10 protein-coding genes are annotated in these 12,733 nt (G+C 67.8%); 5 read left to right on the top strand and 5 right to left on the bottom strand.

Features of this window, described 5'->3' with window-relative positions:
• The first annotated feature begins 206 nt into the window (after positions 1-206).
• Complete coding sequence (gene glnA / locus QK291_RS14770) at positions 207-1,631, top strand: type I glutamate--ammonia ligase (RefSeq protein ID WP_282383226.1); 1,425 nt, start codon at positions 207-209, stop codon at positions 1,629-1,631.
• Between the two features lie 219 nt (positions 1,632-1,850).
• On the opposite strand, the gene QK291_RS14765 is transcribed toward glnA (QK291_RS14770), so the two are convergent.
• From QK291_RS14765 to glnA (QK291_RS14750), 4 genes are read right to left on the bottom strand one after another with little or no spacing between them, the layout of a single operon-like run.
• Positions 1,851-2,366 carry a GNAT family N-acetyltransferase gene (locus QK291_RS14765; protein WP_282383224.1) on the bottom strand — a complete coding sequence of 172 codons (516 nt, stop codon included), beginning with the start codon at positions 2,364-2,366 and terminating at the stop codon, positions 1,851-1,853.
• A gap of 54 nt (positions 2,367-2,420) precedes the next feature.
• Positions 2,421-2,837: a VOC family protein gene (locus QK291_RS14760; RefSeq protein WP_282383222.1), complete on the bottom strand. Its 417-nt coding sequence runs from the start codon at positions 2,835-2,837 to the stop codon at positions 2,421-2,423.
• A gap of 51 nt (positions 2,838-2,888) precedes the next feature.
• Positions 2,889-5,900, bottom strand: coding sequence for a bifunctional [glutamine synthetase] adenylyltransferase/[glutamine synthetase]-adenylyl-L-tyrosine phosphorylase (locus QK291_RS14755; protein WP_282383220.1), 3,012 nt, complete (start codon positions 5,898-5,900; stop codon positions 2,889-2,891).
• A 9-nt stretch (positions 5,901-5,909) separates the two neighbouring features.
• Positions 5,910-7,250 (bottom strand): type I glutamate--ammonia ligase, encoded by a 1,341-nt coding sequence (gene glnA / locus QK291_RS14750; protein ID WP_282383217.1) that lies wholly within the window; start codon positions 7,248-7,250, stop codon positions 5,910-5,912.
• Between the two features lie 264 nt (positions 7,251-7,514).
• Between glnA (QK291_RS14750) and panB the strand changes: the two genes are divergently transcribed.
• The 4 genes from panB to QK291_RS14730 all read left to right on the top strand — a co-directional run bounded on the left by panB (position 7,515) and on the right by QK291_RS14730 (position 10,310).
• Positions 7,515-8,480: a 3-methyl-2-oxobutanoate hydroxymethyltransferase gene (gene panB / locus QK291_RS14745; protein WP_282383214.1), complete on the top strand. Its 966-nt coding sequence runs from the start codon at positions 7,515-7,517 to the stop codon at positions 8,478-8,480.
• A 237-nt stretch (positions 8,481-8,717) separates the two neighbouring features.
• On the top strand, positions 8,718-9,113 hold the full coding sequence (locus QK291_RS14740; protein WP_282383211.1) for a PLDc N-terminal domain-containing protein: 396 nt from the start codon (positions 8,718-8,720) through the stop codon (positions 9,111-9,113).
• A gap of 107 nt (positions 9,114-9,220) precedes the next feature.
• On the top strand, positions 9,221-9,538 hold the full coding sequence (locus QK291_RS14735) for a carboxymuconolactone decarboxylase family protein (protein ID WP_282383208.1): 318 nt from the start codon (positions 9,221-9,223) through the stop codon (positions 9,536-9,538).
• Between the two features lie 13 nt (positions 9,539-9,551).
• Positions 9,552-10,310 (top strand): MBL fold metallo-hydrolase, encoded by a 759-nt coding sequence (locus QK291_RS14730; RefSeq protein WP_282383205.1) that lies wholly within the window; start codon positions 9,552-9,554, stop codon positions 10,308-10,310.
• Positions 10,311-10,429: 119 nt separating this feature from the next.
• Here QK291_RS14730 and QK291_RS14725 read toward each other — a convergent pair whose 3' ends face one another.
• On the bottom strand, positions 10,430-12,460 hold the full coding sequence (locus QK291_RS14725; protein WP_282383203.1) for a phage holin family protein: 2,031 nt from the start codon (positions 12,458-12,460) through the stop codon (positions 10,430-10,432).
• Between the last annotated feature and the right edge of the window lie 273 nt (positions 12,461-12,733).

The following is a 12,733-nucleotide window of genomic DNA, read 5'->3' as shown; positions in this document are numbered from 1 at the left end:
TGGACAGCGACTACCGTTTACCTGTCAGGGCATTCTGTAACCTGCCGGAAACAAAGCGGACACCGGGGGGAAATCCCGTGTCCTTAGGCTGGTAACAGTTGCTAGCGGCACAGGAGCGGGGGGCACCTTTGTGTTTTCCCCGCTGTCGGATTGCGCTGGACCACACGGCCTGATGGCCAGATCTTTCACATGCATAAGGAGCATAGATGTTCAAGACTGCGGACGAAGTCCTCAAGTTCATCAAAGACGAAGACGTTAAGTTCGTCGATATTCGCTTCACCGATCTCCCTGGCGTGCAGCAGCACTTCAATGTGCCCGCCAAGAGCGTTGACGCGGACTTCTTCGTCAACGGCCAGCTCTTCGACGGATCTTCGATCCGCGGCTTCCAGGGCATCGCCGAGTCGGACATGCAGCTCATCCCGGACGTCACAACGGCGTTCCTCGACACGTTCCGCATGGAGAAGACCCTCGCGCTGAACTTCTCGATCGTGAACCCGCGCACCGGTGACCCGTACCACCGTGATCCGCGCGGCGTAGCCGAGAAGGCCGAGGCCTACCTGGCTTCCACCGGCATCGCCGACACCGCATTCTTTGCACCCGAGGCCGAGTTCTTCGTCTTCGACAACGTGCAGTACCAGTCCTCCCCGCAGGGCAGCTTCTACAAGATCGATTCCGAGGAAGCGCACTGGAACACCGGCCGCGAAGAAGAGGGCGGAAACCTCGGCTACAAGACCCCGGTCAAGGGCGGCTACTTCCCGGTCTCCCCCACCGACAAGCAGGCGGACCTCCGCGATGCCATGTGCATCAACCTGGACGAGGCCGGCCTTGAGGTCGAGCGCAGCCACCACGAAGTCGGTTCCGCCGGCCAGGCTGAGATCAACTACAAGTTCACCACGCTGACCCATGCGGCTGATGACCTGCAGAAGTTCAAGTACGTCATCAAGAACACCGCCGATGCCTGGGGCAAGTCGGTCACCTTCATGCCGAAGCCGGTCTTCGGTGACAACGGCTCGGGCATGCACTGCCACCAGTCGCTGTGGACCAATGGCGAGCCGCTGTTCTACGACGAAAAGGGCTACGCCGGCCTGTCCGACATGGCCCGCTGGTACATTGGCGGCCTGCTGAAGCACTCCTCCGCCGTGCTGGCCTTCACCAACCCGACGGTGAACTCCTACCGCCGCCTGGTCAAGGGCTTCGAAGCTCCGGTCAACATGGTCTACTCGCAGGGCAACCGCTCCGCCGGCATCCGCATCCCGATCACGGGCTCCAACCCGAAGGCCAAGCGCATCGAGTTCCGCGCTCCGGACCCCTCTTCCAACCCCTACCTGGCCTTCGCTGCCCAGCTGATGGCCGGCATTGACGGCATCCGCAACCGCATCGAACCGCCGGCCCCGATCGACAAGGACCTTTACGAGCTCCCCGCCGAGGAAGCCAAGGACATCCCCAAGGCCCCCGGCACGCTCGAAGAGGCCCTGGATGCACTGGCCGAGGACAACGAGTTCCTCCAGGCCGGCGGCGTCTTCACCCAGGACCTGATCGACACCTGGATCGAGTACAAGTACGAGAACGAGATCCGTCCGCTCTCGCTGCGCCCGAACCCGTACGAGTTCGAGCTGTACTACGGCGTCTAGCTAGAGGCTGACCCTCAGGGGACTGCCCGACGGCGGCCCTCACCTTACGGTGGGGGCCGCTTGTCTTTTAAGCCATTGGCCATCAAGCCGCCGCCGCCCGCAGGCCGGCTCAGCGCTTCCCGTACTTCCTGTGCACGGCCTGCCTGCAGACGCCGAGACAGGTTGTGATAGCTTCCCATGGCAGTTGCGGGCCTTAGAACCGGCATTTCCGTTGGCGGATCAGAAGGGCCGGTACATGCTCCGCTGCGGGCCGGCGTCGCCGCCCAGGTACCGGCCGCGGTCCTCAAACCCGGCCTTGCGGTAGGCGCCCTGCCCGGCCGGGTTTTGTTCGTTGACCGAGAGCACGACGCCGGCCTGCCCGCCGCCGAGGGCTGCCGTCAGTTTCCCGGCGGCCCGCACCGAGGCCTCCGCTGCCAGCGTGCCCAGGCCCTTGCCCTGCTGCCGGCGGTCGATCAGGAATCCACGCAACAGCCACACCGAGTCGTCATCGGCCCAGCCGGCCAGCGTCGCGGCTCCGGTCTGCAGTGTCAGGACGCCGACGGCGGATCCGTTGGCGTCGATCACGAAGGGGTGCCGGGAATCCTCTTCCAGCCCGATCAGTATCATTCGCAGCGGTTCGCCGACGAACCTGCGCTGGCCGTCCAGGACCTCGAGTCCGGCAATCTCCCCGAGCTTGATGTCGCGGGCGTCGTCGTCGAGGTCCTTCAGCGGCAGCAGCCACACGTTTCCAGCCATAAAACAAGCCTACCCACACCGGCGGGCGCCCCGCCTCCGGGTGCTTCGGTCAGCTCAGAGCGCCGCGTCCTTGGGCGGCCCGGCCGGGTCCATCCAGAAGACTTCCCACAGATGGCCGTCCGGATCCTGGAAGCTGTGGGTGTACATAAAGCCGTAGTCCTGGGCTTCCTCGGACGGGGCCCCACCGGCAGTGAGGGCCGTCCGGACCAGCTCGTCCACGGCTTCGCGGCTGCCCAGGGAGAAGGACATGATCGCCTCGGTGGTGCTGCGGGCGTCGGCAATGGGTTTGGACGTAAAGGTCTTGAAGTAATTCTCCACCAGCAGCATCACAAACGCGTCGTCGTTGATGATCATGCACGTGGCGTTCTCATCGGTGAAGTCGGGATTGAAGGAAAACCCCAGCGCGGTGAAGAACTGCACCGATGTGTCGAGGTCCTTCACGGGGAGATTCAGGAACATTTGCTTCGCCATGGGCCCAAAGTAGCACCGGCGCCCGGCGCGTGTCAGCCCCTGCCGGCAACGCTACTGGCCATAGAAAACCCGCTCGAACACGCTCCGGGCACGGCGGCTGAGCCTCAGGTAGTCCTCCTCCAGCGCGGCGGCGTTGCCCTGCCCGTAGCCGCACCAGCGGGCCACCGCTTCCAGGTCCCGGCGCGAGGATGGCAGCACATCCGAGGCCCGCCCGGTCCAGATCACGTTGGCTGACCGGATTCGGCTCGCCAGGCGCCAGGCGCGGAGCAGGATCACCGCGTCCTCCGCGTCGAGGATCCCGGCGGCGGCGGCCGCCTCGAGCGCCTCGACGGTGGAGGTGGTCCGCAGCCCGGGGTGCTGTCCGGCGTGCTGCAGCTGGAGCAGCTGGGCCAGCCATTCGACGTCGCTCAGGCCGCCGCGGCCTAGCTTCAGGTGCCGGGCCGGATCCGCGCCGCGGGGCAGCCGCTCCGCTTCCACCCGGGCCTTGACACGCCGGACCTCGCGCGCGTCCTGCTCGGAGAGCGACTCGGGGTAGCGGATCGGGTTGATCAGGGCCACGAACGCGGCGCCCAGCTGGTCGTCGCCGGCCATCGGGCGGGCACGGAGCAGCGCCTGCGCCTCCCACACAAGCGACCACCGGCGGTAATACTCCGCGTAGGACTCCAGCGACCGGACCATCGGCCCCCTCTTGCCCTCCGGACGAAGGTCCGCGTCCACCATCAGGACGCGCTCGGCGAGGATGGCGGGCTTCAGCGGCTGGGTCAGCAGGCTGGAGAGCCTGCTGACGATCTGCAGGGCCTGCTGCTGGGCCTCGTCCTCCGGAACTCCGGGAAGCCCGCGGTGCACGTACATGACGTCCGCATCCGAGCCGTAGCCGATCTCCCGGCCGCCCTGCCGCCCCATGGCGACCACCAGCACATGCGTCTTGAGCGGCTCCTCGGCGGTGACCACATTCTCCGCGACGCGCAGTGCGCCCAGGACAGCGGCCCGGTCAGTGTCGGCCAGCGCCGCACCGACCTGGTCCTGGTCCAGCAGCCCCGCGCTGTCCGCGATCGCAATCCGCAGGATCTCGCGGCGCCGGATCAGCCGAATCAGGCGCATCGCGCTTTCGGGCTCCGCGTGCCGGGACATCTTCGAGACGATCTCCAGCCACTGCGCCTCGTAGGTCAAGGGCAGCAGTTCCTTGTCCGAGCCGAGCCAGGCCACGGATTCTGGTGAGACTTCCAGCAGGTCCGCGATCAGGCGGGAGTTGGACAGCACGTGGCAGAGCCGCTCGGCCGCCGCCGTCGAGTCCCGGAGCATCCCGAGATACCAGTGCGTGGTCCCGAGCGCTTCGCTGACCCGCCGGAAGGCCAGCAGCCCGGCGTCGGGGTCCACGCCCTCCGCGAGCCAGCCGAGCAGGACCGGCAGGAGCTGGCGCTGGAGCGCGGCGCGGCGGCTGACCCCGGCGGTGAGGGCCTCGATGTGGCGCATGGCTCCGCGCGGATCCAGATAGCCCAGGGCGGCGAGGCGCCCCTGCGCCGCTTCCGGGCTTAGCCTGGCTTCCTCGCTGCTGAGCGCCGCCGCAGTGTTGAGCAGCGGCCGGTAGAAGATGCGTTCGTGCAGCTCTCGGACGGAGCGTTTGGTTTTGCGCCAGGCCGCGACGAGGGCGTCAGGTTTGGGCCGTTCGCTGGAGAAGGGCCCAAGCACGGCCTTGGCGAGGGCCCGCAGCGAGGCTTCCTTGACCGGCATGAGGTGGGTGCGGCGCATCTGGAAGAGCTGGATCCGGTGTTCGAGGAGCCGGAGGTAGCGGTAGTCGCGGTCGAACTCGGCGGCGTCGGAGCGGCCGATGTAGCCGCCCGCGGACAACGCGGCGATGGCCGAGGTGGTGTCCCGGCAGCGCAGGCTCTCGTCGGACTTTCCGTGCACCAGCTGCAGCAGCTGGACGGTGAATTCGACGTCGCGCAATCCCCCCCTGCCCAGCTTGATCTGCCGCTGTTCCTCCTCGGCGGGGATGTGTTCGGTGACCCGGCGGCGCATCGAGCGGACGGACTCCACGAACCCTTCCCGGCCGGCGGAGGACCAGATCAGCGGCGCGACGGCGGCCTCGTAGCGGGCGCCGAGCTCGGTGTCCCCGGCGATGGTCCGGGCCTTGAGCAGGGCCTGGAATTCCCAGCTCTCGGCCCAGCGGGCGTAGTAGCTCTCATGCGAGGCAAGGGTCCTGACCAGCGGCCCGGACTTGCCCTCCGGGCGCAGGTTGGCGTCGACCTCCCACAGCCCTGGTTCGCGGCCAATGGACATGATCGCCCGGGAAATGCCGGAGGCCAGGGCTGTGCCGATCGTGTTGGCGCGCGAATCGTCGAGCTCGTCGGACTCGATCACGTAGATGACGTCGACGTCGGAGATGTAGTTCAGTTCGCGGGCACCGCACTTGCCCATGCCGATGACGGCCAGCCCGACGTCGGCCACCTCGGTGGCGCTGAAGTGCTCGACGGCCTCGGCCCGCGAGACAGCCAGGGCAGCTTCGATCGCGGCGCCGGCGAGATCCGCCAGCTCCGCGCCCGCGGCGGGCATGAAGTCCAGCGGATCGGCGGCGCAGAGGTCCTTGACGGCGAGCTCGACGAGGCCGCGCCGGTACTCCGTGCGGAGCGCCACGTAGCCTTCCTGCCCGGTCAGCGCCGCGACCGGGCGGGCCGATTTTGGATCAGCCTGCACAGAGCGCAGCAACCGGGAGCGCAGTTCCGCGGCGTCCGCGGCGCGCGGTTCCGGGCTGGCGGTCACCTCGAAGGCATCAAGATGCTCGGGGTGGCGGATCAGGAACTCACCCAGCGCCTCCGAGGCTCCCAGCACCCGGTACATGGGTTCGCTGCGTTCCGGGTCCGCGACCGCCAGCTTCCGCAGGTCCGGATGCTTTTCGATCAGCCGGACCAGCGACTGCAGCGCCGTGTCCGGGTTCGCGGCCAGCTGCAGCCCGGCGAAGAGCAGGTCCTGGTCCAGGCCCACCAGCTCCGGGGCGGCCAGCCACCGTTCGCCGTTTTCCAGATCGCTGAAACCGGCGGCGATGAGGCGTCGTGCCAGGCTCACCGGGGCCGCCTAAAGGATGCCGAGGTTGCGCTGCAGCTCGTAGGGCGTGACCTGGAGGCGGTAGTCCTGCCACTCGGCACGCTTGTTGCGCAGGAAGTGCTCGAACACCTGCTCACCGAGGATCTGCGGCATAAGTTCGGAGTCCTCCATCGAGCGGATGGCGTCGTGCAGGCTGGCCGGGAGCGGGTCGTGGCCCATCGCACGGCGCTCGGCCGAGCTCAGCGACCAGATGTCGTCCTCGGCGGCGGCGGGCAGTTGGTAGCCCTCCTCGATGCCCTTGAGCCCGGCGCCCAGCAGCACGGCGTAGGCGAGGTAGGGGTTGGCTGCCGAGTCGATGCCGCGGTACTCGATCCGCGCGGATTGTCCCTTGCCGGGCTTGTACAGCGGGACACGGACCAGGGCGGAGCGGTTGTTGTGGCCCCAGCTGAGGTAGCTGGGTGCTTCGCCGCCGCCCCAGAGGCGCTTGTAGGAGTTCACGAACTGGTTGGTGACCGCAGTGAATTCCGGGGCGTGCTTGAGGATGCCGGCGATGAACTGCCGGGCCGTCTCGGACAGCTGGAACTCCGCGCCGGCCTCGTAGAAGGCATTCGTGTCGCCCTCGAAGAGCGAGAAGTGGGTGTGCATGCCGGAACCCGGGTGGGCCGTGAACGGTTTCGGCATGAACGTGGCGTACGTGCCCTGCTGGAGCGCGACTTCCTTGATCACAGTGCGGAACGTCATGATGTTGTCCGCGGTCTGCAGGGCATCCGCGTAGCGCAGGTCGATCTCGTTCTGGCCGGGGCCGGCCTCGTGGTGGCTGAACTCGACGGAGATGCCGACCGATTCCAGCATGGTCACGGCCGTGCGGCGGAAGTCCTGCGCCACACCACCCGGTACGTGGTCGAAGTAGCCGCCCTCGTCCACGGGGACGGGGGCGCCGTCCGGGCCCGGCTGCTGGGACTTGAGCAGGTAGAACTCGATCTCGGGGTGGGTGTAACAGGTGAAGCCCATGTCCGCGGCCTTGGCCAGGTTGCGCTTGAGGACGTTGCGCGGATCAGCGGCGGAGGGTTCGCCGTCGGGAGTCAGGATGTCGCAGAACATCCGGGACGTCGCCTCGGTCTCGCCGCGCCACGGCAGGATCTGGAAGGTGGCGGGGTCCGGCTGGGCCAGCATGTCGGACTCGAAAACACGGGCGAGGCCCTCGATGGAGGAGCCGTCAAAACCCAGACCCTCCTCGAACGCCCCTTCCACTTCTGCCGGGGCCAGCGCCACGGACTTCAGCGATCCCACGACGTCGGTGAACCACAGCCGCACGAACCGCACGTCGCGCTCTTCGATCGTCCGCAGGACAAACTCTTGCTGGCGGTCCATACTGGCCTCTTTCCGGTTCTTCGTCCGTGCCCCAGGCCCGTCGTGCATGGGTCCAGCAGCTGCTCACCGTTCACTTTACTAATCATCGCCACCGATTGCTGGCGCAGCTGCCCCGCGTAACACAGCGTTAACCCGCGGAACCCAGAATTCGACGCTCCACACGGGTCCCCGGGTCGTTCTCCCGGGGGCCGTGTGACGTGACTCACGCGCCCACGGGCTGGAGCCCGGTAGCTAGGACGCGCGGTATCGCACTACGCTCGTGCCATGGCCTCAAGCACAAGCCCCGATTCCAGCATGCCCGCAGAACTCGCCGCCCCCTACGGCAACGGCCCGGCTCCCGCGGGCACGGCCGCCGCCGCGGCGGCCGCAGCGGAAACGTCCCCGGCTGCGGCGCCGGACCCGACGGCGGGCCAGGAGGCGGGCGCCCGGAAGCCGGTGGCGAAGATCCGCACCCACCACCTGCGCCAGGCCAAGCTCAACGGTGAGCGCTTTGCCATGCTGACCGCGTACGACCAGTACACGGCAGAAATCTTCGACCAGGCCGGCATCGAGGTCCTCCTCGTGGGCGACTCAGCATCCAACAATGTCTTCGGCAACGAAACCAGCCTGCCCGTCACCGTCGATGAGTTGCTCCCCCTGTGCCGCGCCGTCACCCGCTCTGCCAAACGCGCCCTCGTGGTGGCTGACCTTCCCTTTGGCAGCTACGAGGTCTCCGCCCAGCAGGCGGTGGCCACCGGCGTCCGGTTCCTCAAGGAAGGACTCGCCCACGCGGTCAAAATCGAGGGTGGGAAGTTCTATGCCGAAACCGTCCGGGCCATGGTCCAGGCCGGCATTCCGGTGATGGCGCATATCGGTTTCACCCCGCAAAGCGAGCACGCCCTGGGCGGCTACCGGGTGCAGGGCCGCGGCGATGACGCCCAGCGGCTCATCGAAGACGCCGTCGCCCTCACCGACGCCGGCGCGTTCTGCGTCCTGATGGAAATGGTGCCGGCGTCAACGGCGGCTGCCGTGGACGCCGCCGTCGACGTCCCCACCATCGGCATCGGCGCCGGCAACGCGACCACCGGCCAGGTGCTCGTGTGGCAGGACATGGCGGGACTGCGGGGCGGCAGGATGGCCAAATTCGTCAAGCAGTATGCGGACCTGCGCGCCTCCCTCAGCGACGCCGCGAAGGCCTACGGCGAGGACGTGCGCTCCGGCCAGTTCCCCGGCCCGGAGCACTCCTTCTAGCCAGCCGCTGCGGGCCTATCTTCCACAGTCGCGGGCCGATCGTTCCGGCCGCTGCGCGCCGCCGCTGCGGTTTTCGGGGCCACCTCATCCTTGACGAACGATGCGGTGTTCCGCCCGTCCGGGCAGGCTGGCCATTGAGGGCCTGCATCGGGCCCCGGCAGATGTTCCGCCATTGCGGCCGGATTCGTGCGCGAAGCGATGGGCCAGACACCGGCGGACACTAGTGGAGGAGTAGCCATGGGCTCAATTTCGACTGACTTCTGGGACATCCTGCTGTGGAGTTTCTGGTTCTTCATCTGGATCGCGGCCCTGATGGTGTGGTTCCGCTGCCTGTTTGACTTGTTCGGCGACCGATCGCTCAGCGGCTGGGGTAAAGCCGGCTGGGTAGTACTGCTCGTCTTCGTGCCCTGGCTTGGCGCCCTCATCTACCTGATCGCGCGCGGCCGCAGCATGACCGAGCGGCAAATGGCCGCCGTGGCCGATCAACAGGCCGCCCAGCAGGATTACATCCAGCAGGTCGCAGGCAAGTCAGCCAGCCCGGCCAGCCAGATCGCCGATGCCAAGGCCCTGCTGGACTCCGGAGCCATCAGCCAGACGGAGTATGAGTCCCTCAAGGCAAAGGCCATGGCCTGACCCGGTCGACGGACTGCGCCCCGGTATCCGGTGCGCGTTCAATGCTCTGCACGATCGACAGCCCCACCCTGGGGCTGTCATGGCTACCCATGTGAAGGAGTTCGACCATGTCCACTCAGAGTGAGAACCCGGTTCTGGAGACCATCGGCGCCATTACTGACGCCGCACTGGGACGCTCCGACCTGCCGGCCGACGCGCTGCTTATGATTCGTATCGCTGCCCTGGCCGCCGTCGATGCCCGGCCCGTCTCCTACCTTGCCCATGTTGGCCCTGCGATCGAGTCGGGGGTTACGGCCAAGGATGTGCAGAACGTGCTCGTCGCCGTGGCCCCCATCATCGGAACGGCCCGGACGATGTCGGCGGCGATCAACATCACCGAAGCGCTGGGTTTCGCGATCGCCGTCATGGAGGAAGAGACGGAGTAACGCAGGCCCCGGCATGAGACTCACCTGGCTGGGCCACTCCTCGGTGGTCCTGGACCTTGACGGGGTCCGGGTCCTGACCGATCCCCTGCTTCGTCCTCATGCCGGCCTGCTGCGGCGTCTGGCACCCCGACCGGACCCGGCGTCGTGGAACCGGCCCGACGTCGTGCTCCTCTCCCACCTCCACCATGACCACGCCGAGCTGCGCTCCCTCCGTATGCTGCCCGGAGCTGCCCTGATGAGTGCGCCGGCGAACGTCGCCTGGTTGCGCCGCCGCAGATTCCTGAACACAGTCCCCCTGGGCGAAGGCTGGACCCCGGCAGGCCGCGGCGTCGAGATACGGCAGGTACCGGCGGAGCATCGTCACCGCCCGATGCCGCACCGGCCCAACGACGCCCACGGCCAGCTGGTTCGCAGTCCGTCGGGCACCGTCTGGATCGCGGGTGACACGGGGCTTTTCCCGGAAATGGCCGGGATCCCTGCCCTGGCCGGCGGGCCCATCGATGTCGCCGTGGTGCCGGTCTGGGGGTGGGGGCCGAGGCTCTCGGCGGGGCACCTGAACCCCGAGACCGCCGCCCGCGCCGTCGCACTGAGCGGCGCACGGTTCGCCCTGCCGGTGCACTGGGGAACGCTGCACCCGCCCTTCGTCACACACTTTGCCCGGAGCTGGCTCGAGCTGCCCGGGCACCGGTTTGCGGACGCGGTGGCGGAGCAAGCTCCCGGCTGCACGGCCGTCGTCCTATCCCCTGGCCAGTCATGGGTCGCGCCTGGGTGATCCGGGGCCCGTGCCGGGCCTGCGGGCCTGGCCCACCGCAGTGCTCCGGCCACTCAACTGGTCCGGTCACTCAACGCTCCGGTCACTCAACGCTCCGGTCACTCAACTGGTCCGGTCACTCAACGCGGGAACGCCGCCGTGGCGCGCTGGCCACAGGCCTCGAGCATCCCCACCAGCACCCGGTGGAGTTCATCGGCCCCCTCGATTCGCTCGGGCAACCCCGCCATCAGGTCTGCCGGACCGAGCAGCATGGCGCGGTCCTGCCAGCCGCCGAGGCCCCCGTGCGATCCGACGAGGCCCTCGAACGCCGCGACGTCGTTGGTTACCGGATCGACCATGCTGTTGACGTAGAGATCCGGCGCCTTGGGGTCCTGCAGGGCACGCCGGAGCACCCGCGCCGCGTGGGAACCGAAGCCGGTCAACGGGTCGGTGCCCTCCACGTCGCCGCTAGAGATATTGACGCGCCCGCCGCTCCCGATCGCCCATTCCCGGCCGTCTTCATCGATGCCGGCGACGAACCCGACGCCGGGATGGCCCACAAGGCCGGGGACAAGTGCCGGCCACTCCCTCTTGAGCGCCTCCAGCGTCCAGCGCCGGTCACCCCGCACGTAGACCAGGCCCAGGTTGCCGGAGCCCAGCACGACCACAGGCTCCTCGGCCTTGCCGGGATCCGATGTCTGCTGCGCCTTGGTCAGCCCCCCGTTGGCGCGGGCGGCGAGCTTCCCGGTCATCCCCCCGGCCGCGATGTCGCCTGCGATCGAGTCGGCCCGCCCCAGCCCTTCGACGGACGCGTCCACAGTCTGTACGTGTTCCTCCATGAGTTCGGCACACAGATCACCGAGCGCCTGGCCGTACCGGTCAGCGAATGGAGTGCCCTGGGATTGGCCGTGGTCCGAGAGCACGACTAGCCGGTAGCGGCGGGGAGCGGAACCGGCGAGCCGGGCCAGGGACCCCAGCGTGCGGTCCAGGCCATCCAGGGAGGCGAGTGACTCAGGCCGGAAGACGCCTGCGTGGTGGGCGATCTCGTCGTAGTCCACGTAGTCGACATAGATGCACTTCGTGCCACGCCGCAGTTCCTCGGCGACCAGGGCCGTGTTCAGGTCGCGCAGGAGACTGTTGGTCACGGCGCGCAGCAGGGCGAAGGTCCAGTCCCGGTGCACTCGGGGGTCAAAGTCACGCTTGACTTGTCGTCGGGCCTGCCACCGCTCCTTAATGACCTCGCCGACGGTCCGCGTGAAGCTGCGCATGAACCCGTTCGGTGAAGTGAAGAACCAGGCGAACGCACGGCGCGTCTGAGTGGATCCGCGCCGGACCTCAATCCGACTCATCGTCAAGAGCGATCGTGGCGCGTCGCCGGTGAACAGGTTCGAAATGGAGACCCCGTCATCGAACAGCAGGCCCTGGCCGGTGCTGTGCCTTTCCTCGATTACCCGGGCGTCCGCGGGACGGTTGGCGACCAGGACCTGTTTGAGTTCCCGGTCGTACCACCGGAAGGCGGGGATCCCGTCAATCGTGCCATGCAGAATACCCATCTGGCTGGCTGGGGTGGTGCATGGGAGCTGCGGAGTCCATTCGCGGTAACTGTAGTCCCCCGAGGACAGCCAGCGCCGGATATGCGGTACCGCCCCGGACTGGACTGCCCATTGCAGCACCGGGAACGGGACACCGTCGAGCTGCACGAACAGGACGCCGTCAACTTCCGGGTCGGTGACGGTGACCTGCCGGCGTGCCCTGCTGGCCAGGGAGGTGATCAGGCCGTCATCGGTACCGGCCGTGGTGGCCCACGAGATCAGGGTGGCCACGACGGCACTGATCCAGGTTGCAGCAAGGGCGGTCCACCCCGTCGACTCGATGCCCGGCACCAGACGGATGGCGACGTACATGATGAGGGCTTGACCGACAACAGCGGTAAGAAGCACCGCCAGCCAGCCCACCCGGGCCGAAATCTCCACCAGCGCGGGACGGAGAATCAGACCGACGATGCCGGCCACCGCTGCCACGGCGGCGTAGTCCCACCAACTGGATGCAGAGAACCCCGGGAGCAGCGCGCCGGTAATGATGAGGGCTGCCGTCGAGGCCGCCCAGGCAAGGCCCAGCCTGGCCAGGTCGGTTACTCGGACGCCGCGGGTGCGGGTATCGCTCGTCGGCATTTTCCCAGTATGGCCCGCTGCAACCGGCAGGCACTCATCCGCACCGGGTGAGAAAATCAGTCCCGCGGAAGGGACGTTCGTCGGGGCCGCCCGGGACGCTTGCACCGGCAGGACCGCGTCGGCCTACCACGGGCCGCGGCCATACCGGCGTCGGGATGCACCGCGTTCGGCTTCATCATTTAATGTCGGTGGCTCGTGATGTCATGGGGGTATGGAAGGCACGGTGTGGAGTGCGGGGAGCAGGGCGGCCCTGGCGGCTGTCGCGGCGTCCGT

The organism is Arthrobacter sp. AL12 (assembly GCF_029960645.1).
GTDB lineage: Bacteria > Actinomycetota > Actinomycetes > Actinomycetales > Micrococcaceae > Arthrobacter.
This window is presented reverse-complemented; position numbering and strand designations above follow the sequence as displayed.

Coding starts and splice junctions, on each gene's coding strand:
- QK291_RS14735 (WP_282383208.1), top strand. CDS start 9,221: ATGTCCACTCAGAGTGAGAACCCGGTTCTGGAGACCATCGGCGCCATT.
- QK291_RS14740 (WP_282383211.1), top strand. CDS start 8,718: ATGGGCTCAATTTCGACTGACTTCTGGGACATCCTGCTGTGGAGTTTC.
- glnA (WP_282383217.1), bottom strand. CDS start 7,250: ATGGACCGCCAGCAAGAGTTTGTCCTGCGGACGATCGAAGAGCGCGAC.
- QK291_RS14730 (WP_282383205.1), top strand. CDS start 9,552: ATGAGACTCACCTGGCTGGGCCACTCCTCGGTGGTCCTGGACCTTGAC.
- QK291_RS14725 (WP_282383203.1), bottom strand. CDS start 12,460: ATGCCGACGAGCGATACCCGCACCCGCGGCGTCCGAGTAACCGACCTG.
- QK291_RS14760 (WP_282383222.1), bottom strand. CDS start 2,837: ATGGCGAAGCAAATGTTCCTGAATCTCCCCGTGAAGGACCTCGACACA.
- glnA (WP_282383226.1), top strand. CDS start 207: ATGTTCAAGACTGCGGACGAAGTCCTCAAGTTCATCAAAGACGAAGAC.
- panB (WP_282383214.1), top strand. CDS start 7,515: ATGGCCTCAAGCACAAGCCCCGATTCCAGCATGCCCGCAGAACTCGCC.
- QK291_RS14765 (WP_282383224.1), bottom strand. CDS start 2,366: ATGGCTGGAAACGTGTGGCTGCTGCCGCTGAAGGACCTCGACGACGAC.